General features: G+C 36.0%; 25 protein-coding genes. 6 read left to right on the forward strand and 19 right to left on the reverse strand.

What is annotated here, in order from left to right; genetic code table 11:
• Positions 1-157 precede the first annotated feature (157 nt).
• Positions 158-373: a hypothetical protein gene (locus tag B5X53_RS14380; protein ID WP_079713927.1), complete on the reverse strand. Its 216-nt coding sequence runs from the start codon at positions 371-373 to the stop codon at positions 158-160.
• A 358-nt stretch (positions 374-731) separates the two neighbouring features.
• Between B5X53_RS14380 and B5X53_RS14385 the strand changes: the two genes are divergently transcribed.
• Positions 732-1,745 (forward strand): lipoate--protein ligase, encoded by a 1,014-nt coding sequence (locus B5X53_RS14385; RefSeq protein ID WP_079713928.1) that lies wholly within the window; start codon positions 732-734, stop codon positions 1,743-1,745.
• 57 nt (positions 1,746-1,802) lie between these two features.
• Positions 1,803-2,147 carry a cupin domain-containing protein gene (locus tag B5X53_RS14390; protein ID WP_079713929.1) on the forward strand — a complete coding sequence of 115 codons (345 nt, stop codon included), beginning with the start codon at positions 1,803-1,805 and terminating at the stop codon, positions 2,145-2,147.
• 69 nt (positions 2,148-2,216) lie between these two features.
• On the opposite strand, the gene B5X53_RS14395 is transcribed toward B5X53_RS14390, so the two are convergent.
• The 12 genes from B5X53_RS14395 to B5X53_RS14450 all read right to left on the reverse strand — a co-directional run bounded on the left by B5X53_RS14395 (position 2,217) and on the right by B5X53_RS14450 (position 12,815).
• Positions 2,217-2,648, reverse strand: coding sequence for a hypothetical protein (locus B5X53_RS14395; protein ID WP_079713930.1), 432 nt, complete (start codon positions 2,646-2,648; stop codon positions 2,217-2,219).
• A 92-nt stretch (positions 2,649-2,740) separates the two neighbouring features.
• Complete coding sequence (locus B5X53_RS14400) at positions 2,741-3,916, reverse strand: zinc-dependent alcohol dehydrogenase (protein WP_079713931.1); 1,176 nt, start codon at positions 3,914-3,916, stop codon at positions 2,741-2,743.
• Positions 3,917-3,983: 67 nt separating this feature from the next.
• Positions 3,984-5,492, reverse strand: a complete 1,509-nt coding sequence (locus B5X53_RS14405) for an FAD-dependent oxidoreductase (protein WP_079713932.1) — start codon at positions 5,490-5,492, stop codon at positions 3,984-3,986.
• Between the two features lie 527 nt (positions 5,493-6,019).
• Positions 6,020-6,205, reverse strand: coding sequence for a hypothetical protein (locus tag B5X53_RS14410; protein WP_079713933.1), 186 nt, complete (start codon positions 6,203-6,205; stop codon positions 6,020-6,022).
• Positions 6,206-6,401: 196 nt separating this feature from the next.
• Positions 6,402-6,779 carry a PH domain-containing protein gene (locus B5X53_RS14415; protein ID WP_079713934.1) on the reverse strand — a complete coding sequence of 126 codons (378 nt, stop codon included), beginning with the start codon at positions 6,777-6,779 and terminating at the stop codon, positions 6,402-6,404.
• Positions 6,780-6,810: 31 nt separating this feature from the next.
• Positions 6,811-7,377, reverse strand: a complete 567-nt coding sequence (locus B5X53_RS14420) for a pentapeptide repeat-containing protein (RefSeq protein ID WP_079713935.1) — start codon at positions 7,375-7,377, stop codon at positions 6,811-6,813.
• A gap of 131 nt (positions 7,378-7,508) precedes the next feature.
• Complete coding sequence (locus B5X53_RS14425) at positions 7,509-8,207, reverse strand: TVP38/TMEM64 family protein (protein WP_079713936.1); 699 nt, start codon at positions 8,205-8,207, stop codon at positions 7,509-7,511.
• 4 nt (positions 8,208-8,211) lie between these two features.
• Entirely contained in the window at positions 8,212-9,069 is an 858-nt protein-coding gene (locus tag B5X53_RS14430) for an SdiA-regulated domain-containing protein (protein WP_157822080.1), read from the reverse strand.
• A 17-nt stretch (positions 9,070-9,086) separates the two neighbouring features.
• Positions 9,087-9,530 carry a PepSY-like domain-containing protein gene (locus B5X53_RS14435; protein ID WP_079713938.1) on the reverse strand — a complete coding sequence of 148 codons (444 nt, stop codon included), beginning with the start codon at positions 9,528-9,530 and terminating at the stop codon, positions 9,087-9,089.
• A gap of 96 nt (positions 9,531-9,626) precedes the next feature.
• Entirely contained in the window at positions 9,627-10,895 is a 1,269-nt protein-coding gene (locus B5X53_RS14440; protein ID WP_079713939.1) for a sensor histidine kinase, read from the reverse strand.
• Entirely contained in the window at positions 10,892-11,569 is a 678-nt protein-coding gene (locus tag B5X53_RS14445) for a response regulator transcription factor (protein WP_079713940.1), read from the reverse strand. Before B5X53_RS14445 ends, B5X53_RS14440 begins: the two co-directional genes overlap by 4 nt.
• Positions 11,570-11,615: 46 nt before the next feature.
• A complete protein-coding gene (locus tag B5X53_RS14450) occupies positions 11,616-12,815 on the reverse strand; it encodes a porin (protein ID WP_079713954.1) in 1,200 nt (399 codons plus the stop codon).
• Between the two features lie 250 nt (positions 12,816-13,065).
• Here B5X53_RS14450 and B5X53_RS14460 point away from each other — a divergent pair, with 250 nt between their 5' ends.
• Together B5X53_RS14460 and B5X53_RS14465 are read left to right on the forward strand one after the other, a co-directional pair.
• A complete protein-coding gene (locus B5X53_RS14460; RefSeq protein ID WP_079713942.1) occupies positions 13,066-13,497 on the forward strand; it encodes a PepSY-like domain-containing protein in 432 nt (143 codons plus the stop codon).
• Between the two features lie 291 nt (positions 13,498-13,788).
• The gene (locus B5X53_RS14465) at positions 13,789-15,606 is read left to right on the forward strand and encodes a hypothetical protein (RefSeq protein WP_079713943.1); all 1,818 of its coding nucleotides are present in this window, start codon (positions 13,789-13,791) and stop codon (positions 15,604-15,606) included.
• Positions 15,607-15,703: 97 nt separating this feature from the next.
• Here the strand turns inward: B5X53_RS14465 and B5X53_RS14470 are convergent, their stop codons facing one another.
• The 6 genes from B5X53_RS14470 to B5X53_RS14495 form a co-directional block, all read right to left on the reverse strand.
• Positions 15,704-17,872, reverse strand: coding sequence for a TonB-dependent receptor (locus B5X53_RS14470; RefSeq protein ID WP_079713944.1), 2,169 nt, complete (start codon positions 17,870-17,872; stop codon positions 15,704-15,706).
• A 32-nt stretch (positions 17,873-17,904) separates the two neighbouring features.
• A complete protein-coding gene (locus B5X53_RS14475; RefSeq protein ID WP_079713945.1) occupies positions 17,905-18,231 on the reverse strand; it encodes a DUF6660 family protein in 327 nt (108 codons plus the stop codon).
• A gap of 65 nt (positions 18,232-18,296) precedes the next feature.
• Complete coding sequence (locus B5X53_RS14480) at positions 18,297-18,992, reverse strand: potassium channel family protein (RefSeq protein ID WP_079713946.1); 696 nt, start codon at positions 18,990-18,992, stop codon at positions 18,297-18,299.
• A 10-nt stretch (positions 18,993-19,002) separates the two neighbouring features.
• The gene (locus B5X53_RS14485; RefSeq protein ID WP_079713947.1) at positions 19,003-20,790 is read right to left on the reverse strand and encodes a TrkH family potassium uptake protein; all 1,788 of its coding nucleotides are present in this window, start codon (positions 20,788-20,790) and stop codon (positions 19,003-19,005) included.
• Positions 20,791-21,032: 242 nt separating this feature from the next.
• Positions 21,033-21,710: a response regulator gene (locus tag B5X53_RS14490; RefSeq protein ID WP_079713948.1), complete on the reverse strand. Its 678-nt coding sequence runs from the start codon at positions 21,708-21,710 to the stop codon at positions 21,033-21,035.
• Positions 21,703-22,785, reverse strand: coding sequence for a sensor histidine kinase (locus B5X53_RS14495; protein WP_232764059.1), 1,083 nt, complete (start codon positions 22,783-22,785; stop codon positions 21,703-21,705). The genes B5X53_RS14490 and B5X53_RS14495 overlap by 8 nt, the downstream gene beginning before the upstream one ends.
• Positions 22,786-22,951: 166 nt before the next feature.
• Here B5X53_RS14495 and tnpA point away from each other — a divergent pair, with 166 nt between their 5' ends.
• The gene (tnpA, locus tag B5X53_RS14500) at positions 22,952-23,380 is read left to right on the forward strand and encodes an IS200/IS605 family transposase (protein ID WP_079713949.1); all 429 of its coding nucleotides are present in this window, start codon (positions 22,952-22,954) and stop codon (positions 23,378-23,380) included.
• A partial coding sequence (locus B5X53_RS14505) for an RNA-guided endonuclease InsQ/TnpB family protein (RefSeq protein WP_079713950.1) occupies positions 23,377-24,052 on the forward strand: 676 nt, incomplete at its 3' end. The genes tnpA and B5X53_RS14505, both read left to right, overlap by 4 nt.

Below are 24,052 nucleotides of genomic sequence, written 5' to 3' on the forward strand. Positions count from 1 at the left end.
TAAATTATTGATGGCAGTCATTTTACTGCAAAAAATTAAAGTAAAAAACCCCAAAATCCTAAGATTTACGGGGTGTTTTACTTTACGATGATAATTGGGAAAATTCGTTAAAAAATTTCATTTATCGATTCTTTTCTTTCAACTTTCAAAAAAGCAATTAATCAACTTTAATATCTGGAATTTCTTTCATTTTTCCGTTCTCAGATTTTCCTAATACAACAACCTCTTTGCTTTCCTTATACTCTTCAATAGCAAGAAGCAATTGCTCTTTGGTATCTCTTCTTATCTTGATACCGCTTCGTTGGTTCTTATTCCTGACTTCAATATAATAGCCATCTCTCAAATCTTTAGCTTTTGTGGAAGGTCTGCCCATAATCAATTTTTAAATATAAAATAATAAATAATTTCGTTCTGTCACCAAAAACCGGTAAGATAATTAATTTTTACTACATGGTTAAGCTTAGAAGTTCTAAAACTAATCTAAACTTTACAAAATGTTCTTTTTTACCGAAAATTTAAATGATTCGCCCAGCTATCTAAATATTCAACTCCCGATTCTTGTATATGATTTCAATCATTATCCCTGCCCTATTATAACCGTTACTTTGTTGCCGAATTGAATTTGAAATCAGCATTTCAATAATTTGTTCTGAAATAAGCTGAAATTAGAAATAAACCCGAAAAATATTCTAAATTGAAGAATCACGTTTTTGGTAATTAAAAAATGAAAAATGGTTTTTATAGATAACGAAGGAATTAATGATCCCAGAATAAATCTTGCACTGGAAGAATATGCACTGCGAAATTTTGATCCCGCAAATGATTATTTGCTCTTTTATATAAATGAACCTTCCATAATTATTGGAAGAAACCAGAATACCCTGGAAGAAATCAATTTTGATTATGTTGAAGAAAACGGGCTTCACGTGGTGAGAAGGGTTTCTGGCGGTGGCGCCGTATATCACGATTTTGGCAATCTAAATTTCAGCTTTATCACAAATCACGATGTAAAAAGCTTAAATAACTTTGCAAAATTCACCGAGCCGGTGATAAAAATCCTCAGGAAAATGGGAGTCCCTGCCGAATTAAAAGGGCGAAATGATGTGTTGGCAAACGACAAGAAGATTTCAGGAAATGCACAGTTTTCTACGGGAAAAAGAATGTTACACCACGGTACTTTGCTTCTGGACACTAATCTGGAAGAGGTAGTAAAAGCTCTGAATGTAAAAATGACCAAAATTCAGTCTAAAGGTCACAAATCCAGCCGTAGCCGGGTGGCAAATATTAGCGAATTTCTCACAGAAAAAATAGATGTTGAAGATTTTAGAGCTTTAATCTTAAAGGGATTATATAATGAAAATGAAGATTTTGAAACCTATCATCTCTCTGCTGCAGAATGGAAGGCGGTACATGCGCTAAAAGATGAAAAATATGGGACCTGGGAATGGAACTACGGTAAGTCGCCTAAATTCAATATTCAACGTAGTAAGCGTTTTTCGGTAGGGGAAATTGATCTAAGGATTTTCGTAGAAAAAGGGGAAATCATCAATTTTAAAATCTATGGAGATTTCTTCGGAAAAGAACCCGTAAAACAGCTGGAAAATTTATTACTCGGAGCGAGGTATGACAGGCAGGAAATCAATAAATTATTGGAACCGGTAATAATTGAAGATTACTTTGGCGCCCTGCCCAAAGTTGATTTTTTAGAACTGATATATGGCAACGATGAAGTTGAAGCTTCATAAAGAACCCTGGACCAAAAATCGAGTAAATTAAAGAATATAATTTTAAAAAAAATAAAAATGAAGAAATCATCACTAACCGAGAATCTGGAATATAGCGAGAAATCGCCGGCGGTAAAAGTATTATTTGAAACTGAAGTCAGTAAAGAAATAAGGATGGCCTTTAAAAAAGATCAGGGTCTTAAAGAGCATAAAACTCCCTTCCCCATAGTGGTAGAAATATTTGAAGGGGCTATTGATTTTGGGGTAAACGGAGAAAAACACCCCTTGAAAAAAGGAGATTTAATAACCCTGGAAGGCAATGTGCCCCACGACTTAAAAGCCACGGAAAATAGTATAGTGAGACTGAGCCTTACAAAAGCGGATACCACGCAGCGCGTGGAGAATGTGGCAAAGAACTCCTAACTTTTGCTTTTTAGTTTAGGGAGTGCGTAGACTGATAAAAGAATTTGCAGACCAGGATTTTAGTTCAAACTATCTGCGATGCCATCTTTTAGAAAACCACCAGATGGCAGCGTGGATAAAAGCGGTCATTCCGCAAATAAGCAAAATATTCCTGATGACCAGAAAAGTCACATTTCCTCTAAAAGAATCACCCAAGGACCACAATTCGAGTTCTGCTCCCCGATTTACATAAACACCAAAAATGATAAAAGCGGTGACAGCAATTAGATAATCTATGATGAAAAGTATATGATTCCCTGCTTTCCACCGGAAATAAATAGCGGGGCCGGTAATTAACAGCCATCCGCACCAAATACTAATTTGAAAATTCTGAAGCGCCTGTTGCGCAGCCTCCGCGGTAGGTGTTGCTGAAAATGCCTGTTCCAGTTTGAATAGGAACAAAGCCATTACACAAAATCCCAGTACAGCAAACGCCCAGTTAATCACTTTATAAAAAGCCATATAAATCAATTCAAAAAAATATTAAAGAAAAAATCAGACCTTCCGGTAGTTATAAACTCCGGAAAGGGCCTGATAGAAAAATATGATAAATATTAAGGTGTTAATACCACCTTGACACACTTATCTTCTTTCTTTTTAAATAGATCGTATGCTTTTGGAGCCTCGTCCAGTTTCATTCTGTGGGTAATTATAAAACTAGGATCAATGAGTCCCTCATCGACTTTATCCAGTAAAGGTTTTAAATAACGCTGAACGTGAGTTTGTCCCATTTTAAAAGTCAGCGCTTTATTCATAGCAGCGCCAAACGGAATCTCGTTAACCATCCCAATATACACACCCGGAATAGAAACTGTTCCCGCTTTTTTACAACTCATCATAATTTGTTGTAGCACATAGGGTCGGGACATTGGTAATTGAAGAACTTCTTTGGTTTTATCTACAGCTTTGCCAACTAGTGTATCTCCGTGAGCTTCTGCTCCTACTGCATCTATACAGGAATCGGGACCTTTCCCGTTAGTCATTTCCATCAGTTTTTCATATACATCATCACGATCAGTGGTTCGAATAAGCTCAACCCTGGAATGATTTTTGGCCATATCCAATCTTTCTTTTACTGAATCTATGGCGATAACCCTTTCGGCTCCCAGCATAAAGGCACTTTGAATCGCAAACTGTCCCACAGGACCACAACCCCAAATAGCCACGGTATCACCTCTTTTAATATCGGCATTTTCTGCTGCCATATAGCCTGTAGGGAAAATATCTGATAGAAAAAGTGACTGATCATCGCTTAAAGTTGAAGGAACTTTAATAGGGCCAACATCGGCATAAGGAACTCTCACATATTCTGCCTGGCCACCGTCAAAGCCCCCAAGCATATGGGAATAACCAAAAATCCCTGAAATAGAATGTCCTAAATTTGCTTTGGCTTTTTCGGGATTTGGATTGGAATTATCACATAAACTGTAAAGGGTATCATCACAATATTCGCAATTCCCGCAGGCTATGGTGAATGGCACCACAACCCTGTCTCCTACTTTGAACTTTTTTACCTCACGGCCGGCTTCCACAACTTCGCCCATAAATTCGTGGCCTAAAATATCTCCTTTTTCCATAGTGGGAACCATTCCATCTACAATATGAAGATCTGATCCACAAATTGCAGTAGAAGTTATTTTAAGAATAACATCTGTAGGTTCTTTGATTTTCGGATCGGGAACGGTGTCTATTCTTACGTCGTTTCTTCCATGCCAAACTAATGCTTTCATAATTTTTCTGTTTTTGGTGGTTATTATATACTTTCTATTAATTTTAAAATTATAGGGATATTATTTTTTACTCGTTATCACTTATTCTCGGCAGTGCATCCATTGCTGGGCCTTCAATTACTTCGCCCGATGGTGTAAACCTGCTCCCATGACAGGGGCAATCCCATGATTTTTCTAAATCGTTCCAATGAATTACACATCCCAAATGCGTGCAACTTGCCGATACTATTTCGTACCGGTTATTTATGTCCCGGGAAACTCCAAACTTCTTACCTTCAATCTCCACTACTCTACCTTCTCCCGCGCCTAGTTTTTCTATTTCTTCAGTAGAACTTCCCAGGATATGATCTTTGAAAAATTCTTTCGCAACATTCAGGTTTTCCTTGATAAAAGATTTTGACGATTTTACCGGATTAACCCGCAACGGATTAAATAATTCTTCATACTCATTTACCTTTCCGGTAATTAAATCGGTTATGATTTTTCCGGCAAGGCTTCCATAGATCAATCCATCAGTAGAAAAACCGGTGGCTATAAATTCATCTTTATTCATACTTTTTCTCCCAATAGATGGTAAAAGGTCTGCAGGTTTATAATTTTGACCTCCCCAAAAATGTGTGAGTTTCTCTACTGGAAATTTTCCCTGTAAATACTTTACCAGGGAATCCATTAATTCGGAATTATTATCAGACTGGCCTACTTTATAAGATTTTCCAACCGCCATCACGTAAGATTTCCCATTCCGTTTATAAGAGCGGAAAGAGTATTTTTCTTTGCCTTTATATTCCCAGAAAATTCCCTGCGGATAATTCTCTGTTTTCAACCTTGCGGCTACGGCATATTCGCGGTAAGGCCCTAAAGTAGTATCAAACTTTATATCAATGCCTTTAGAACTATGCGCGGCATGTACCAAATATTTGCTTGAAACTTCGCCTTTCGCAGTTTTTAAATTGTAATTATCATGCTCCAACTTTTCAACTTCTTCTACTTTTGAATCCTGAAAAATCTGACACTCTTCTGATTTGATTTTATTTGCTAATTGATTGACATACAAGAAAGGATTAAACTGTGCCTGAGCGGGATATTTAAGGATTTTTGCAGCCTTAAAAGAGAAATTTTCCCCGGAAAGGTCTTCATGAGAAACTCCCAGCTTTGAGGAAACTGAAATTTCCTTCTGAATTTTCCCGGTATTATCTTCAGAGAAAAGGTACATGGGTTGCCGGGTGAAATCACAATCCATACTTTCCTTCTGGATAATTCTTTCAATAATTTCTAAAGCTGAAGCTCGGGCTTTCAATACTTTTTTAATCGTCTCCTCATCATATTTAGAATCTAATGAAGAAAGTAACTCGGCTATTATATGATAAAGATTTCCAGTGCTATGGCCGGTGGTTCCCATTCCAATTTTTCCAGCATCGAGTACGGCAACTTTTAAACCGGCCTTTTTAAGAAAATAAGCGGTAGAAATTCCGGTAATTCCCCCGCCAATTATACTTACATCTACCTGATGATTACTTTCCAGAACGGGAAATTCATGAACTGTCTCAAAAGAATTCCAAATGGTATTTGAAACCATAGTTTTTAAGGTTTTAAAATTAAATTCCAGGGAGATAATAGCTGCTATAAGCTGATTATCTACTCTTTAAAAACCTTGTATTGAGGAACTGAACAAGGCTTATTTATAAAATTAGGAAGGAGCAGGAAAAATTTATACTAATTTCAGGCAAAACCTTTGTTAATAAAATCTTGGGAGGTATTATATTTTAAAACCTGCTTCAGAGCCGGCAATAACTAAGCTGAAGTCAATATTTCTTTACGGCTGAATGTTAAACCGAATCCGGATTTCTAAATTTTCTTATTAATTTTTTCCTATAAGGGAAAATGAAGGATGTATAATGCCTTTAGAAGAATTTAATTTTTATAGATAATTAAAAAAGAATGACCTTTCCAGTTTTTTAATAAAAACTGGCGAAATTACTAATTAGAAGAAATAAAATGAATAATGTGAATATGGTTGGGGCTCCAATTCACCGTGTTGGACAAATTTCTATAAATATTTAGAGATTGGACCGAAAGCTTTAGCAAAATGAACTAATAGTAAAACTATTTTTTATTGCTGCCTTCCTCCTCTTCCTCAGTTTCAGGTTTTGATGAAAATTCCGGGTTAAAATCTTCTTTTTTTGCTTTTATATTATCGGTTTTAGAATCACGATTCGAGTGTCTCTTTCTCCAAAAAAAGATTAGGATAAAAAGCACAATAAAAAACAAAATATACCAGATAGAAATCATAATCTCTTGTGTTTGATTACTATAAAAGTATCAATAGATAGATGCACGGCGATACAATCTGTAATAAACTTTAGTTAATCTTTCTAAACAAATATTAAAATAGGTCCTGGCGTTTTAAGCTAAAAATGATCTAGTCTAATCCTCAAATGCAAGCATGCAGGTTGTGGTTTTTAAACCATTTCGAGCTTCCTTGACGCTAAATAACTTTCTCGGCCAGGTACCGTTGTACCGCATATATATCTATGCTTTTATTAAAACGTTTACTTACGCTTGGTGCATTTTCACTGGAAATCCAGATCTTTAATTCGGCGTCTAAATCAAAGGTCCCGGCGGTTTCAAGGGAAAACCTGGAAATATGCCTGTACGGAAGCGATAAATATTCCTGTTTTTTCCCGGTAAGGCCCTGGATATCTATTAAAATAAGTCGCTTGTTAGTAAACATAAAAATATCGCGCAAGAGCGAAAAACCCAGTTCAATTTCTTCGGTTTCGGTTAATAAGCGGCCATATTTTTTATCTAATTCTTCTTTAGATATACTGGCCGCATTGCCCATTAATTTATTCAGTAAACTCATCTCTTTTTCTTATAAATTTAAGTTCAACTTTTTATTCAATTTTAATTTGATATTTATTCAATAATCCGCTTACCTGATCAAGGCTGAATTTAGCCCCTTTCAATTTATTATTTTCAGGATCTATATTATAATCTCGTGCACTGCTGAAATCGGCTTTAGTAAGATTTGTATTCTGAAAAACAGCACCGGAAAGTTCAGAATTCAGGAATTTTGAATGAGATAAATCGGCCGCCGAAAAATCTACTTCCTGAAGTTTAGAATTCTGAAAATTAGTTTTATTAAGTTTCATTCCGAAGAAAGAAGAGTGATTTAGAATACACTCATTAACCGAAAGAGAGAAAGCGAAAGGCTCGCAATTATTAAAAAGCAGCCCCATCATTTTACAGGCTTTAAAATTGCAATTTTGGAATGAGGTATGGTCAAGATTTACATTACTCAGGTCGCAATCTTCAAATTCACAATCTATAAAAAGGATTCCTTTTAAGCTACCAGTAGAAAAATTACAGTTAGTAAATTGGCAAGATTCATAGCTGTTAGCAAAAGTATGATTTTGAAGGTTTTTATTATTAAAAACCTGCTCTTCAATTTGATTTTCCATAGGCTAAAAATACCTCTTTTAGATTTCTAAAAGAAGTATTTCCAGATTCTTAATTTCTTAAAACAAATCGGGAGCAATAGCTCATCTTATGGAAATTCTAATATTCTGAGCTCTTTATTACAGAAATTTTTTCACCTCTTCTTTTTATCCCAATACACATACCCGATAAAAAGGACTAAACTCACCAGAGAACCCCATAACAAGCCGTCTTTTAGTTGCTGAGTGCTATCTCCGATTAAGGCGATAAAAAGTGTAAGTGGTGCGATCCCCAATAAGGTGGCACCAATAAATTTCCAGTAACCAATTTTTAGAATTCCGCCTACAAAACTAATTGCATCATTACTTAAAAACGGATTAATCCTGGTAACAATCACAGCCCAAAAACCATAATCATCCAAAAAGTCACTTATTTTGTTTTCAGTTTTTGGCCCCAATAATTTTTGAACAATTACAGGGCCAAAATAGCGACCAATAAAATAGCCTACCGATGATGCGCAAAAGATGGCGGTAAAAACTATTAAGCTCCCACCTACCGGTCCGTAAGCAAGAATTGAAACAATCATCAATGCTACCGATGGAATAACTAAAAGAAACATTTGGGCAATCATGGCAATAATAAGCACCAAAGGCCCTATCCATCCAAAATTGGAAACCCAGGCTTTTATTCTTTGGTTATCGTTACTGGTTAAAACCTCCCAGGCTTCATTAAAAAATTCGTTCACTGAAGGGATAAAAAAATATCCCCCTACAAGAACAAGAATTACGATTAATGAAAAAATTAATGGAGCTTTACTCTTCTTTATGTTAGTATTCTCTTCTAATTCTTTCATAAATCTATTTAAAAACTATTTCAAGGATATTTGCTTTTCCGCCTTTGCCTTCATTAGAAATAAACAGTCTGCCGTTTTCACTAAAAGTAAGACCTTCGGCCTGCTCAAAATCATCCTTGTGCAAAGCGTATCGCTTTTTGAATTTCATTTTACTGTTAGCAATTATCAACTGTGGAGCCCGGCCATCCAGAATGTAGAAATTGCTATTTCCCGGGTGAATGGAAAGTGCAGAAGGCTGCAGTTTTTTATTGAGTTTTGTTTCTCTTTGCCTCAGTAAACTGTCTTCCATATTTAAACGATAAAGTGGCTTTTCCTGTAATTCTTTATCGGTTAAAGAGAATTGATAAACGCCTTTATAATTATCATCCTTAGGTTCTTTATCTTTTATGGCCAAAAGCAAACGCTTATTATTTTTATCCCAGGCTAAGCTTTCCAGGTTCTGTTTTTGAGTTAAAAAATTACTGTAGGTTTTGGTTTTTGAATTACCCGATAAAAAATCTCGAACTTCAAAAATTTCACCATCACTTCTTAAAACAAAGGCGGTTGTGCCAACAATGCGAATATCCTCGTAATCGCCTGCTCCTGCGAATTCTACACTTTTTTCTACTTTAGAAGTTTCCAAGTTGAAAATAAAAATCATACCATCTTCATCCTGAATGCAAGCCAGTTTATTATCGCCTAACCAGTCTATTCCCGAAACCTCATCGAGTTCTTTAGGCAGCTGCCATTCATTAATTATCTCGTACGCCACAGGTTGATCCTGAAGTATATCTTTAGTTACAAATTCGCTATAACCAAAGAGTATTAAGCCGGCAAGGCTTAATACTCCCAATACAATTAGCGTTACTATTTTATTTACCATTTTCATTATTTTTATAATTACCAGGTGGTAACTTCAGTATTAACCTCGCCTGTTTTTCCAAAAATGACCTTCACATCGGTTGGTTCTTCATCAAATTCTATCTGGTAATAGGTGTTTTCTGAGATTTTAAGCACCTCAATATCATCAATTTTTGTTTGATCGTAATCGGCAGTGATTGTAGCTTTTACTGCTTCGGGAAGCTCATCGTAAACAATCTCATACTTATATCTCACAAGACTTCCATCTGTATTTATTACAGCTTCGTAATCAACATTCGCAAGATCGAAATCGGCTTCATAGAAATCGGCTTTTATCTCCCATTCTACGCCTTTAGCATCAGGAAATTCTTCGGTAAACCCATTTAATACTACTGAAGGAATATCAGAGTTCCGCATATCATCATTTTCACAAGCGGTAAAGCCCAGGGCAATTGCCAGGATTAAAAAAATTGACTTTTTCATCTTTATTATTTTTAATTTTAAACAAAGTTGAAGTACAATACTGGAAGAAAGCTGGAATTAGTGGAGGGTAAATTTTATTTTTGAAATAAATAACGTTTAGTATGGAAATCTTAGCTGAAAAACGTGTTTTTGCTTGTAATGATAAATTAATTGTAACTCGTATTTTTTAGCAATGGTTTGCGCGATGGCCAGCCCGATGCCGGTGGAATTTTTGGAAGGAGATTTCTTTTGAAACCGCGAAAATACATTTTCAGGATCTAAAGCACCATTATTTGCAATATTGCTTATGATAAAATTTCTTGCTGAAATTTCTATTTCAATCTCACTCCTCTTTTGCCCGTGAATAATAGCATTTTTCAACAAATTTGAAAGTAAAATTCTCGCCAGGCCTTTATTCATTTTATAATTTAATTCTGATGTACTTCCTATACTGATCTCCATTTCTTTATGACCGGCGAGGTCTTGAAAATCGCTTTTTAATTCAGTAATTAAATCATTAAAATTCACTATTTCTTCCTCGGGAAATTGCTGGTTTTCAATTTTAGAGAGTAAAAGCAAAGACTTGTTCATTCGGGTTAAGCCTTCTAAATTATATAAAACCGAAGCAATTAACTCAATTTGTTCATCGTTCATATCTTCCTTTTCTACAAGCAACTCCAGCTTATTGATACTGATAGCCAAAGGAGTTTGTAGTTCGTGCGCGGCATTTTCTATAAATTGTTTCTGGCTATTATAACTCGAAATAGATTTCCCCAACATTTGCTCTACCCGGGTATTTAGCAAATTAAATTCTTCAATCTTTGACGGAACGGTTTCAATCTTTTGATCTTTACCAAGCCTGAAATCTTTGAGTTGTTGCAACAAAGTATAAAACGGATTCCATATTTTCTTCAGTATTAAATTATTGAGTAAAACAATACTCAAAATCAAACCTACATAAAGAAGAATAAGGGAAAACAGTAAATCTTCAATAAGGTCGTCTTCTTCGACCATGGATGTTATAATCTTCAGCTTATAAAATTCATCGTCTTTTTTAAATACGGTTTCCAGCAGCCTTACCGGTTCATATTCATCTTCATTTTGCATATACATAAGCGTATCGCGATAAAAATCCTTGAAGCTTATTGCACTACTTTTATCTATTGGCTTAATGGTGTAACTGCCATCTTTAAATTCTGAACGTTGAAGCACTTCAGGATCTTGTTTGGCCCGGTTAATCACCAGCATTTTCTGGTTGTCCAGGCCATCGTCCAGGCTGTCATAAATTTCATCCAGCATTTCCAGGTAAAAAATTACCGCCCAAATTCCCAAAAGAACCAGCAGTATCGCTGAAAAATAACTGGTGGTATAATTTAATAATTTCATTGGGTAATTAATTTATAGCCAATTCCATAAACCGCCTTGATTTCTATCTCGGCACCGGCGGTTTTTAGTTTTTTTCGAAGATTTTTAATCTGGGAATAAATGAATTCAAAACTATCGGCCTGGTCAATATGATCTCCCCAAACGTGCTCTGCCAATGCCGACTTATTTACCAGCCGGTTTTGGTTTGAAGTAAAGAATAATAGTATTTCGTATTCTTTTCGGTTTAAATGTAAGGGCTTATCATCTATGCTCGCTTCGTGCTCATCCAGGTCTATACTTAGGTTGCCAATCTTAATTTTATTATTCCCGTTAAACTGGCGTCTTCGCAGTACGGCTTTAACACGGGCATTTAACTCTGCCATATGAAAAGGCTTCGCGAGATAGTCGTCGGCTCCCAGGTTTAAGCCTTCAAGTTTATCGTCTAAGGAATTCCTGGCGGAAACAATAATTACCCCGTCTTCAATTTTATTTTGTTTCAATTCTTCTAAAAGCTGAAAACCACTTCCGTCTTTTAAATTAATATCCAGTAAAATGCAGTCGTAGGTATAAACCCCAATTTTATTACGTGCCTCGGCAACACTCTCTGCTGTTTCTACCACAAAATTCTCCTTCAATAGAAAATCTTTCATGTTTTGCAACATATCCTTTTCGTCTTCTATTATTAGAATTTTCATGGTAATAGTTTTAAAACATCAGTTAGATTTTCTTCTCTTTCAAAAATTATAAATGGAAATCTACCTGAAGCCGGTACATAAGATTATTCCATTTGGGATCTGGACTATCTCTGAAACTTAAATCGGTTTGTACTTTTAATTTGTGTTTAAAAATATATTTAGAAAGCCCCAAGGTATATTGTTTTTCATCAGGAAACAGCGAACCCATAATGTCTTCTTTAACCTGGGTAAATCTACCTACAACTTCTATGTTGTTATCAAATAAATATCCACCCTGCAGGTTAATAGAGTTCCCTACATTTACAACTGCACCGGTGGGTGTTCCATCTTCCTCCAAGGCAATCGGATTATCGGCATCCCGGTGAGCAAATTCCCCTAAAACTGATATTCCTTTGTATTTAAACATTAGATCGGCGAAAAATGTAGAAATATTGGTTGAATGAAAGCCGTTTTCAGTAAACATATATCCACCCATATTAGAGCGGGTTTTTACGGCGTCATTATTAAAATCATATGTTACGCCCATTGCCAATTTTGGAGTTTCATATCTTTCTAAGGAAGCCTCGCGGTAATCCTTAAATTCTCCAAAAGGTAAAACCTCTAAACGGCCGGTATATTGAAATCCTCCAAGATTTCCGGTGACTACATTTCTTCCTTCCCCCTGGGAAAAAGCTAAAATTTCCTTAACCACAAATTGATTTCCTAAATAGGTTTTATGCCTCAATTGTACCCCTACATCCCTGTCTATATTGAATCTGCTATTTAATAAAGATCTGTCTACAAATTGTAGATCTCCTGAAGAAACTACCCGTTCCCTGTTTCCGGGCAATTTTGTCTGGCCGGCCCATAACACGAAATTCTCATAGAAATTCCACTTTAATACTGCATCCAGTAAATAACGCGGAGTATTATTGGTGAATTTTGAAGCTCCTGACATATCACGGTTAGAAAGTCCCAACTCGATTTTATATTTTAATCTAGGCGAATAAGCAAAACCATCAAATTTTAACCTGGCACGTCTAATTAGAAGATTTGAACTTTCCGATTCAAATCCTTCAAACTCAGAATCGCGCCATTCACTAACAAACAATGACTGAAACCTTGCGCCAAACTTTAAGCTGAAGGAACTATCTCTTGCTACCGTATTAATTATGCCATTCCCAAAACTATTTTCAGTGATATCCTGCGCGTGGGAAATACTAAAAAATAAAATTAAGCTTAGAATAAGTAAATGTTGAATCTTCATTAAGAATTTTTTATCTGCGTATGGAAACTGTTTTAATTGCAAGAATAATATATAAGTTTCAAAACTGCCACTTTTTTTACAATTCTCCCAAGAAATACAAATATGAATATCAAAACTGGAAAAAAATGGGAATGACAAGCCAAATTCTAAAAATCCAAATTTGGGAGAATATTAGGATTTCTAGAAGCCCAATTCCAAATTCTTTCCAGTTTTCGAAGCTTACTTCGCATCGAATAAAAAATCAAATATTATGAAAAAAGTAATTTTATCAGGAATTTTCACATTGTGCACTTTAGGAATTTTTGCACAAACAAGCACCAACAATTTACCCGCTACGGCCCAAGAATATATTCAACAGAATTTTTCTTCCGTTGATGTAAAAGAGGTAAAAGAGAACAGTAAATGGCAAATTTGGGAAGATGAGAAATTTGAAGTAATTCTTTCCAACGAACTGGAACTTGATTTTGATGAAAATGGAAATATCCTTGAAATTGAAAGCCAGAATGATGTGGTTATACCAATCGCTGCCCTGCCCTCTAAGATTGCTGCTTATGTTGAAGAAAACTACGCAGATGCACAGATAATTGGATGGGAAAAACAGAAAAAAGAGCAGGAAATAGAACTGGCTGATGGTACCGAATTGGAATTTGACGGCGAAGGTAACTTTAGAAAAATAGACTAAGGTATTCCAGTTTCTAAATATATTATTAATGCAGAAAACCCCCAATGGCTTTAAACCTTTGGGGGCTTTTTTATGGAAGATTTTTCCTAAGAATTCTTTTAAATCTAATAAACCGGAAAAAGTAACTTTATCACTAGCCTACTCTTAACTTCACTTACTTTTCGAAATATGACGCGGATCATATTTTAGCTGTTTTCAACTTCTTTCCTTTACAAATTGCAATTTTAACTCCTCATTTTTAACAGGAAAGGTAGCGGTGCAAGTTAGCCGCTGCCGAAAAACTATTAGAATATGACCAAAACAAACCAAATGCACAGTTTTCATATCCCGGTAATGGGAACAGCTTTTACAATTGACAGTCCGCTGCGGGTCGCTAAATACGGAATCTCTTCGGTAATCTCGATTATTGACGACGAGCTTATTGAAAAAATGAATGCCTTTTACAGTAAAAAATTTGATTTGCCCTATAAGGAAATCCCAAAGAATAATCCCGATTCCCGAGCAGAACGAATTACCTCTTATTTAGACCTTGTAAACAATATTGTGCAGGATAAGTTTGAGAAATTTAAAAAGGAACTGGCCGAAAGTAAAACTGCTTTAGAAAATTATCTTTCCATCTTACCCAATCATTCTGAAATAAAACAGGGGTTTCAAAATTTGTTGAATAGCGGCACTGATGCCAAAGAAAAATTACGCAACTATATAGAAAACCATCTTAGCCCAGGCAGTATAGATGTAAATATTATGGCGAAAATTGATAAAGACAATTTCGTTAAAAACGAGCAGCTACCTGTAGAATTTAATGATGCTCACGCTGCCCTACGCGGATTCGCAAATTCAAAACTTTCATCTTCCATTGTACTTTCAGCAGGATTAAATCCCAGGCTTTACAGCTATTTTGAAAATTTTAAAGATTTTTTTCCGGATGTCAATGGCAATCTTAAAAAGAAAATAATTCTGAAAGTAAGCGATTTCAGGTCGGCTTCAATCCAGGGAAATTACCTGGCAAAAAAAGGATTATGGGTTTCAGAGTATAGAATCGAATCGGGTTTAAACTGCGGCGGTCACGCTTTTGCTACCGATGGTCACCTATTGGGGCCAATTCTAGAAGAATTTAATCAGAAAAAAGATCAGCTTATACAATCGGCTCACGAATTAATGAGCAAAGCTTTAGAACAAAAAGATATTCCGGCTCCAGAAAAACCTCTTGATTTAAAAATTACGGTTCAGGGCGGCGTGGGAACTGCCGAAGAACATAATTTTTTACTGGATCATTACAAAGTTTCCTCTGTAGGCTGGGGAACGCCATTTTTACTGGTGCCTGAAGCTACGTCGGTTGATATTGAAACACGCAGATTACTGGTGAAAGCGAAAGAAAAAGACCTTTATTTAAGCCATATTTCTCCTCTGGGCATTCCCTTTAATACCGTGCGCGGAACTACCAACGAACAACTAAAAGAAAAAAGAATTGCTCAAAATAAAAGTGGAAGTTCCTGTCCTAAAAAATTCCTGGCCTTAAGTAAAGAATACGATGAGAAAGGAATCTGTTCAGCTTCTAAAAAATTCCAGGATATAAAACTTAAAGACCTGGAAGAAAAGAAAGATAGTTTCTCCCAGGAGGTATTAGCGAAAAAGAAGAACAAAATTACCGAAAAAGCATGTTTATGTGTTGGCCTTGGGAATGCCTCTTTTATTGAAAACGACATTAGAATAAAGGGCCAGGCACAGGGCGTTGCAATTTGTCCCGGGCCAAATTTGGCTTATTTCTCAAAAGTTATTTCGCTTTCAAAAATGGTTCAACATATCTACGGAAATATTTCTGTGATGGAAATGCCTCACCGCCCCAATATGTTTGTAAAGGAATTAAAGATTTACCTGGATTATTTCAAAAATGAAATTGAAGAATGTATGGATGAACCTTCTGCAAAACAGAAGAAAAAATTGGAAAAATTCAAACTTAATCTTTTAGACGGAATCTCCTATTACCAGGATTTATTCAGCAATAAAACCAATCTTTTTCAGAATGGTAAAAATCAATTGCTGGGAGAATTGGAAGAACTCAAAAATTCTCTAATCGGAATAAATTTAGAACCCAAAGTTTCGGTTTAGAGGTTTTTCAGAAATATTAATCCCTTTTTTGATTTCAAATTTGGAACTGTTTTTTAAAGCGGAAGCAACAAACTTCCGCTTTAAAACAAGCCTTTGTTTAGAAAAATAATTTTATCCCTCCATTTACTACAAAACCATCCACTGGGGCATAAATATCCCTGAATTGCGGATCGGAAATTGAACCGCTATAAATGGAATCAAATCGAGTTTGGCGGGTATCGGTAAAGTTTTCGAAATTCAGAAAAATTGAGAAATCTTCCCATAATTTTTCCATCATTAAACCAAAAATCCAGTATTCCTGTCCGGTAGCGCCATCACTTAACTTCTGAGGACTAAAATAATAACCTTCCAAACCAATTTTAAGCTTTTCGTGAAGTTCATACATTAGCACATTATTTAAACGATGTTTGGAGACCAGTGGCATTTCAAAGGTATTTCCGTTTTCTGTTCTGTCTACATCGGCATAAGTATAGCCGGTAAATAGTTTGAAATCTTTATAGCCAAATTTTAGATTCGCTTCTATTCCCCTACTTTCAATAAATCCGTTAGGTTGCCGGTATTCAAAAACGCCTTCTGAAGTATTTTCAAGAATTATGGGATTATCGATTTTGGTGTAAAAGAAGAGCGTATTACTCGTAAATTCTATGGTTTCAAAGAGTTCGGTTCGGTAATTAATATCAAAATTCCCACCAATGGAATTTTCAGCTTCCGTAGTGCTTACATCAATAGGCATAACATTTCTAAATTGAAGTCGCTCGGCATCCTCGGTAAAAACTGAAGGCGTTTTATAGCCCATTCCTCCGCCAATTCGGGTGGTCACTGCATCAGAAACAGTAAACATTGCCGAAATTCTCGGCAAAACAAACCATCCATATTCATTTTGATAATCGGTTCTCAGTCCGCTTTCCAGTTGAAACCAATTATTGGCGCGCCAATTATTCTGAACAAACGCCCCATACGTAAGATGCTCGTAATCTACCACAGGAGCATCAGTTAAAACATCCTGTTCAAAGCTATCTACCCATAAATTAAGGCCGCCAATCCATTCCATTTTCTCGGTACCTAAAACCACAGAAGCTTCATTATAAGAGGCAAATTGATTACCTGCAAAAACATAATCGACGGTTTGAATTTCACGGTCAAAAAAGCTGAAACTGTTTTTTAGGTTAAAGCGATTATCATCATTCCAGGAATGTTCAAAACCAGACTGCAAAGTGGTCCTTGCCGTGTTGTTTCTCTCAAAAAAAGGGTCTTCCACTTCTTCGCCTTCCAGGTAAGCCATATTCCCACCGGTACGTTCTTCAACCGTGGTATTCACACCAATATCCAGTTTGGTATTTTCGGTAAATTCATAAAAAACCCTCGGGTTTATGGTGTATCGATTAAATTCCGGAATTGCTGTTAGGCCAGTATCTGCAGGATCGTAAGGTGAGCCAAGGTTATAAGAAGCGAAAACGGTGGTTCCCAGTTTTCCGTAGGTATCAGAATAAAATCCGCTAAGATCCAGGCCTAATGCTGAAGTTGCATTCAACATAAAATTGAGTTCTCTTTCCTCTCCTGGAGTTTTAGAAATAAGGTTTACCAAACCGGCAATAGCTCCACCGCCATAAAGTGTAGATGAAGAACCTTTTATTACCTCAACCTGCTGCAAATCTAAGGGTACAATTTGCAGTAAACTGAGTCCGCCGGAAAATCCTGAGTAAAGGGGGTATCCGTCTTTTAGAAGCTGAGTATATTTTCCATCCAGCCCCTGAATTCTAATACTCGAATTACCGGAAATAGCCGAAGTTTGCTGAGTTTGAATTCCGGTGGTTTCGTTCAGCAACATCCTGATATCACCGGGTTTCATATTTCCTTTTTCAGTAAGTTCCTCGCCGGAAATTACTTCTACCCGGGTTGGCAAATCGGCGATACTGCGCCGGGAACGTGTAGACTGAATAATGACTTCTTCCATTTCTTCCCCGCCGGGTTCAAGGAAAATTTCCAGCGTATCTTGTGTTGTTCTTGGGAAATCCAACTTGATTTCTTCGGAAGCAAAACCCACAAAACTAAAAACGATGGTTTGGGAGCCGTTAGGGATTTCGTTTAAAGTTATTTCCCCGTCTATATTCGCGGTGGCTCCAATATCGGTTCCGGAAACAACCGCGTTAGCGCCAAGCAAAGGCGTATTGTCTTCAATATTTTTAATTACCGCTTCCAGGGAATTTTGTCCCACAGCGTTAAAAGCGACCAGGAAGATCGCAAGTTTAAATAAGAGTTTAATCATTTTAAAATTTTAGGTTATTATTAATTCTGTCTTTAAGAAATAATAACCTGCTTTGGCGGCTGCCAAACCCTATCGGCATATTCGGCTTCTACACTTTTAAAAGTAATTCCGAATAAATTAGAGAATGGTATTAGTGGAAGATCCGGAATCGTTGCTACTTCATTTGTATGAGGAATAAAACCAATGCAGCTTCCGCAGCTAATAAAAGGAGAGCATAACCCGCAATCATCATCCTGCTGCTCATCTTCATTTTCGGCAATTTTCACTTCAGAATCTGAATCGCAGTCATCTACCATACAACACGGATATGCCGAGACCAGCAAACAAAAAATTCCTAAAAAAACAGCCAGAGCTTTCATATTTCAAAAGTAAGAAATTCCTGAAAAGGAGGTTGATTTTGGTTAGGGAAATACCACTGGCATTTCTACGGTTTCCTGATTTCTTTTAAAAGCTTTTTAATATCCTGATTGTTGCCGTATAACACCATAATATCGCCATAATGTAATTCGGTTTTTGCGGTGGCTACTCCCTGAACATTAGACAGTGTTTTTGCAGAACCGATTTCATTTTTACCTTCTGTATATTTAATTGTGGTAAGCACTATAATATTATACTTCTTCTTTAAACCAATTTCATCCAGGGTTTTTCCGTCAAATTCTTTTGGAATTTCACTTTCCACTATACTGTATTCGCCCGTAACCTCAAAGGAGTCTACCACACCCTCCAGGTTTAGCTTTTTTGACCAGCGCTCTGCCGTTTCTTCTTCCGGATGAATTATTTCCTCTACACCCATAGCTTCTAAAACCATTTGTTGTAAAGGGGAAACCGCCCTGCTAATTAACCGCTTCACATGCAGCTGTTTCATTAAAGCCGTAGCCATAATATTTGCGCCTTTATCTTCTCCAATTCCAATAATTACAATATCAGTATCTTCAAGAGGTAAATTGCTTACCGCGTTAAAATCTGTAGCATCAAGGCTTATAGCATGAGTGATTTTTTCTTTTATAGCTTCAACTTTATCTAAATTGTTATCTACCCCAATAACTTCGTTGCCCATAGAGGTTAATTTCTCTGCCAGGGAAGCTCCAAAGTTGCCTAATCCTATGATAATATATTTCATTTTGAATGTTTTAGTTGATTAAAATTTCTTCTGAAGGATAGCGATAATTAAGATGTTTAATATTTCGTAGAATGGCTATTAGCAGAGTTAACATACTTACACGGCCAACAAACATGGTAGCAATAATTATTAATTTAGAGCTGGAGCTTAAACCGGCCGTAATTCCCATGCTTAGGCCCACTGTACTATAAGCCGAAAAAGCTTCAAAAGTAATGGCGATGATATTCTTATCCTGCTCAAGAAATGCCATTAGGAAAATTGCTAATCCAATAACTATAAGAGATAAACTAATTATGCCGAAGGCTCTTCTAATAGAGATATTAGAAACCTCTCTTTTATAAATTTCAATCCTGTCTTTTCCTTTTGCCAGGCTTAAGAAATTAAGTGTTGCTAGCGCGAACGTACTGGTTTTAATTCCTCCACCGGTTGAAGCCGGGGAAGCTCCTATCCACATTAAAAGAAATACGAGCATTAAGGTAGAGAAATGTAATGCTGAGGTATCAATAGAATTGAAGCCCGCAGTTCTTGGAGTTGCGGCTCCAAAAAATGCAGTAACAATTTTACCAAATTCGCTGTGCTCGCTCAAGGTATTATTATATTCAAAAATATAAAATAAGCCTGTACCGGTTACTAGTAAAATAAACGTTGTGATTAATACTATTCGGGAATTTAGATTTAAAACCCATGGCATGTATGTCGCTTTATGCGGATCTTTTATTTTTTGTAGTTTCCGTAAGGTATAATATCTCACATATTTATAAAGATTCAATAAAATAGGAAAGCCTATACCTCCCAGAATAAATAGGGCAGCAATAATTAGATGTAAGGGATAATTAAACCGAAAACCTGGCTCGAAGAGGCTATTTTCTAGAGTAGAAAATCCGGCATTGCAAAATCCCGAAATACTATGAAAAACAGAGAAAAATATACGATCTGAGACAGAATTAATTATTGCGCTATCTAAATTGAAATAAATAAACAAGGCTCCTGCGGCTTCTATTGAAAAGGTTAAAAGCAATATTTTCTTTAGCACCATAAATACCTCACCTATTTTTTCAGAATTACTTATATCTTTTAGCATAAGCTGGTTAGCATACGAAGTATTACCCCTGAAGAAATAACTGAAATAACTGGCAAAGGTCATTATCCCCAGCCCTCCCAATTGAATTAATACCATAATAACGCTTTGCCCAAATGTGGTAAAGTAACTGCCCGTATCTACCACGATTAAACCTGTAACACACACTGCACTGGTAGCAGTAAAAAGTGCATCGATAAGACCAATGCCGGAATGGGTGGCTTTAGGAAGGAGAAGGAAGAAAGTTCCTAAGAAAATAATAAGGAGAAAACTTGCAACAAATAATTGGGCGGGGTTTAAATAATCTTTTTTGAAGTTTACTTTAAACGAAGATATTTCGCGTATAAAAAAAAGGAAAAGCCCAAGGTAGACCCATCCCATTTGATTGAAGAATTTTAAAAATCCAAGATTTGCAACAATAAAATCTATTCTTAAAAGGAGTAGTGTTCCAAAGGAAATGGTGAGCAGCCAATCAAATAACCTGACTTTTTTTGGGGTTTCTGGTCTGGGTAAAAAACTTCGAACCAGTACAATTAAAAAACCCAGGCTTATAATTCCATAATAGAGGTTTTTTAGAAAATTTCTTTCGCTCTCAATATGGGTAAAACCTAAATCGAAAATGAGGAGACAGATACCGGAGAAGCTTAGAATTGCAGCAATTTTACTTAACCTTCTCTCACGGTATATTTCAGATAAAATATTCTTGAAAAATGACAACATTCCTCCCCGATTATAAATTACCCTGACGACTACAGTAATCGAGAACTGCCACAATAACTACTATTAAAATGACTATTATAATTGCCGGCCATTTTAAATGGGAGTAAGATTGATTTTCTTCGTTAGGCGATCTTTTTGGAGGTTTAGCCACTGTACTTTGATTAAATTATAATGCAAAGTTAGGTGTAAGGCTATAAGCAGAATATAAAATTTAAACCGGTACTATAAAGATTTTATAAAGATTACACAAAACGGTAACCCACTCCACTTTCTGTAATTATATGAATTGGGCTATTCGGGTTTTCTTCCAACTTCTTTCTAAGCTGAGCGATAAAAACCCGTAGGTATTGAGTTTCATTTTGCGAGCCGAAGCCCCAAATCTCTTTTAATAAGAATTGATGGGTTAAAACTCTACCCTGATTTTTTGCCAGCAAGGCTACTAAATTGTATTCGGTAGCAGTTAATTTTACGGGAATATTGTTTCTGCTTACAGTTCTCGAACTTAAATCGATCTCTAATTCCACGGTTGAGATAATGGGTTGTAAATCGGTGTTCTGGTTTATTCTTAATGAAGCTCTTATCCTGGCCAATAATTCTCCCGTTCTAAAAGGTTTGGTGAGATAATCTGTAGCACCATTATCCAAAGCTTTAATAATATCGGCTTCGCTATCCTGTACAGAAAGAATTATTATTGATTTATCATACCACTCTCTTAAATCTTTTAATATCAAATGCCCGCTTTTATCGGGTAAACCCAAATCCAGAATTACAAGATCTGGCGTATGGTTGGCCACCAAATGAACACCTTCTGTGCCTGTTTCAGCCAATACTACCTTATAATCGTTACTTTCCAGCGTGATTTTAAGCAGTTTTCTAATTTGCGGTTCATCGTCTATAACAAGTATTTCTGCATTATTCATTTTGGTAATTTTTAGGGTCAGTCATTTTCGCCGGAATTGTTACCGTAAACTGGGCTCCACCATTGCTTCTGTTCTGAACTTTGATTTTTCCATTGTGAGCTTCAGCAAATCCCTGGGCAATAGAAAGACCAAGCCCGGTGCCGCCTGTTGATGAATTGGGTAATCGATAAAACTTTTCAAAAACCCGTTCCATATTTTCTTCCGGAAAACCTTTTCCATTATCTGAAATTTCAAAGACACAGTTCTCACTGGTGTGTGACACCTTAATTTCAATTTTAGAACTTTTTGGTGTATACTGAATAGCATTATGAACAATATTATGTAAAATTTGCTCTACTAAGGTAGCATCAAACAAGAAAAGAGGTAGATTATCTTGAGGCTGATAAATAATTTGATGCTGATTACAATCTATTTTATTATTATCAATAACATTATAGACAATCTCGTTAACATCATACCAATTAAGCTGTAAATGAATTGAATCACTTTCTAAGCGACTCATATTTAAAAGATTTTTAACTTGCCTGTTCAGCCTGTTTCCTGCAATTTCAATTTCATTATAGAGTTCATTTTTATTCTCAGCTGAAAGTTTCTCAGTACTTTCTTTTAACGTATCTACCGAACCGATAATAGCTGCGATAGGCGTTTTTAATTCGTGAGAAAGTGAATTAAATAGCGTGTTATATAATTGTATAGTCTTTTCCCTTTCCTTTCTTTTCCTGGAAACAGCTTCAGCCTTTCTAATTTTAGTGGTAAAAACTGCATTCATTACTGCAATTACAAAATACATCAAGAATAAGAGTGCATCCTCCGGAGTACTGATTTTAAAAGTTAATTCCGGTTGAATAAATAAAAAGTTCCAGATTAAGGCACTTAATACAGCAGCAATTACCACCGGAAGTATTTTAAAAAACATGGCTAATATGGAAACTACAAGAAGTAAAACCAAGGCTACCACGTGATAACCAATAACATCTATAAAGAGATAGCAGATAAATGAAATGAAAAGTATAGAGCCAATTCCAATAAGATATTGAAGGGCACGGTTCTCATTTATATTTTTAAAAGACTCCAATTCGTGATAATTTCTTTATTCAAATATACAAGGAGAAAATTACGATATTTTGCCGAAGAAAGCCCTCACACTTGATGCTTTAGCCAAGGGATGTATTCGGCTTTAGTTTGAACCATTCGATGTAGTGAAAAATCAAAAAGCAATGGATAGTTGACATTAATGTAATATTTATTATTTTTATAAAAGGAAGGAGGTTAAGCCTAAACGTTGGAAAACATCCTCTACATCAGTCTATAATTTAAGGTATCATTTGATATGGTGCCCTAAATACAGAAGGAAAGTACTGATTGGTGATATAGAAAGCAGATTGAAGGAACTGCTATTAGAGAAAGCTGATGAATTGGGTCTGGTTATTGAAAAAATGGAAACAATGCCTGACCATGTTCATCTGCTTGTAAAGGCACAATCTACAGATGCGCCACACTTCATAGTAGGTCAGCTTAAAGGGTATACCTCCTTCAACCTAAGAAATGAATTTGCTGAATTGAAAAGCAAGCTGCCGACATTATGGACTCGTTCATATTATATTGAATCAGTGGGTCACATTTCGGAAGAAGCCGTTAAAATATATATAGAAGACCAAAAGAATCAATGAAGCAAATTAAGACCTATCATTTTAAACTTAATCCTACCAGAGCCCAGGAACAAACCTTTGCTCAGTGGCTAGGGTCATGTAGATATGTCTATAATTTATGCCTTGATTATAAGAAGCAACTCTATACCAGCCATAAAATATCAATCAATAAAAACGATATACAAAAAGAACTATCAGCTATTGCAAAAGAAATAGCGTGGATAGGATGCATTCATTCTCAGACTTTACAGGAAGTAACCGACAGATTGTTTAAAACCTATGAAGGTTTCTTTAAGCAGGGTAAAGGCTTCCCAAAGTTTGCAAAGCGTAACCAATACCAGTCATTCACTTTTAAGCAAGGCATTAAAATACATAAAGGTATTAATTCCATTCAACTGCCTAAAATTGGTAAGGTTAAATTTAGAAAGAGCCAACCAGTAAAAGGTATCATAAAAACGGCAAGTATAATTAAAGAAGCTGATGGATGGTATGTAGCTATTTGCTGTGAAGCAGATATTATTCCCTTACCTTCAGTTAAAAATACTTTAGGACTTGATGTAGGGATTAAATCGTTTTTAGTGACCTCTGATGGTTTGGTAGTGGATAATCCTAAGCACCTATATAAGCGAGAGTACAGGCTAAGGAAGGCTCAAAGAGCCGTAAGTAGAAAGAAAAAAGGAAGCAATAATAGAA

Origin of the sequence: Salegentibacter salinarum (assembly GCF_900168115.1) — a bacterium.
Lineage (GTDB): Bacteria > Bacteroidota > Bacteroidia > Flavobacteriales > Flavobacteriaceae > Salegentibacter > Salegentibacter salinarum.

Excerpts from the sequence above, each read along its gene's own strand:
- B5X53_RS14380 (WP_079713927.1), bottom strand. The coding sequence starts at position 373 with ATGGGCAGACCTTCCACAAAAGCTAAAGATTTGAGAGATGGCTATTAT.
- B5X53_RS14385 (WP_079713928.1), top strand. The coding sequence starts at position 732 with ATGGTTTTTATAGATAACGAAGGAATTAATGATCCCAGAATAAATCTT.
- B5X53_RS14390 (WP_079713929.1), top strand. The coding sequence starts at position 1,803 with ATGAAGAAATCATCACTAACCGAGAATCTGGAATATAGCGAGAAATCG.
- B5X53_RS14395 (WP_079713930.1), bottom strand. The coding sequence starts at position 2,648 with ATGGCTTTTTATAAAGTGATTAACTGGGCGTTTGCTGTACTGGGATTT.
- B5X53_RS14400 (WP_079713931.1), bottom strand. The coding sequence starts at position 3,916 with ATGAAAGCATTAGTTTGGCATGGAAGAAACGACGTAAGAATAGACACC.
- B5X53_RS14405 (WP_079713932.1), bottom strand. The coding sequence starts at position 5,492 with ATGGTTTCAAATACCATTTGGAATTCTTTTGAGACAGTTCATGAATTT.
- B5X53_RS14410 (WP_079713933.1), bottom strand. The coding sequence starts at position 6,205 with ATGATTTCTATCTGGTATATTTTGTTTTTTATTGTGCTTTTTATCCTA.
- B5X53_RS14415 (WP_079713934.1), bottom strand. The coding sequence starts at position 6,779 with ATGAGTTTACTGAATAAATTAATGGGCAATGCGGCCAGTATATCTAAA.
- B5X53_RS14420 (WP_079713935.1), bottom strand. The coding sequence starts at position 7,377 with ATGGAAAATCAAATTGAAGAGCAGGTTTTTAATAATAAAAACCTTCAA.
- B5X53_RS14425 (WP_079713936.1), bottom strand. The coding sequence starts at position 8,207 with ATGAAAGAATTAGAAGAGAATACTAACATAAAGAAGAGTAAAGCTCCA.
- B5X53_RS14430 (WP_157822080.1), bottom strand. The coding sequence starts at position 9,069 with ATGGTAAATAAAATAGTAACGCTAATTGTATTGGGAGTATTAAGCCTT.
- B5X53_RS14435 (WP_079713938.1), bottom strand. The coding sequence starts at position 9,530 with ATGAAAAAGTCAATTTTTTTAATCCTGGCAATTGCCCTGGGCTTTACC.
- B5X53_RS14440 (WP_079713939.1), bottom strand. The coding sequence starts at position 10,895 with ATGAAATTATTAAATTATACCACCAGTTATTTTTCAGCGATACTGCTG.
- B5X53_RS14445 (WP_079713940.1), bottom strand. The coding sequence starts at position 11,569 with ATGAAAATTCTAATAATAGAAGACGAAAAGGATATGTTGCAAAACATG.
- B5X53_RS14450 (WP_079713954.1), bottom strand. The coding sequence starts at position 12,815 with ATGAAGATTCAACATTTACTTATTCTAAGCTTAATTTTATTTTTTAGT.
- B5X53_RS14460 (WP_079713942.1), top strand. The coding sequence starts at position 13,066 with ATGAAAAAAGTAATTTTATCAGGAATTTTCACATTGTGCACTTTAGGA.
- B5X53_RS14465 (WP_079713943.1), top strand. The coding sequence starts at position 13,789 with ATGACCAAAACAAACCAAATGCACAGTTTTCATATCCCGGTAATGGGA.
- B5X53_RS14470 (WP_079713944.1), bottom strand. The coding sequence starts at position 17,872 with ATGATTAAACTCTTATTTAAACTTGCGATCTTCCTGGTCGCTTTTAAC.
- B5X53_RS14475 (WP_079713945.1), bottom strand. The coding sequence starts at position 18,231 with ATGAAAGCTCTGGCTGTTTTTTTAGGAATTTTTTGTTTGCTGGTCTCG.
- B5X53_RS14480 (WP_079713946.1), bottom strand. The coding sequence starts at position 18,992 with ATGAAATATATTATCATAGGATTAGGCAACTTTGGAGCTTCCCTGGCA.
- B5X53_RS14485 (WP_079713947.1), bottom strand. The coding sequence starts at position 20,790 with ATGTTGTCATTTTTCAAGAATATTTTATCTGAAATATACCGTGAGAGA.
- B5X53_RS14490 (WP_079713948.1), bottom strand. The coding sequence starts at position 21,710 with ATGAATAATGCAGAAATACTTGTTATAGACGATGAACCGCAAATTAGA.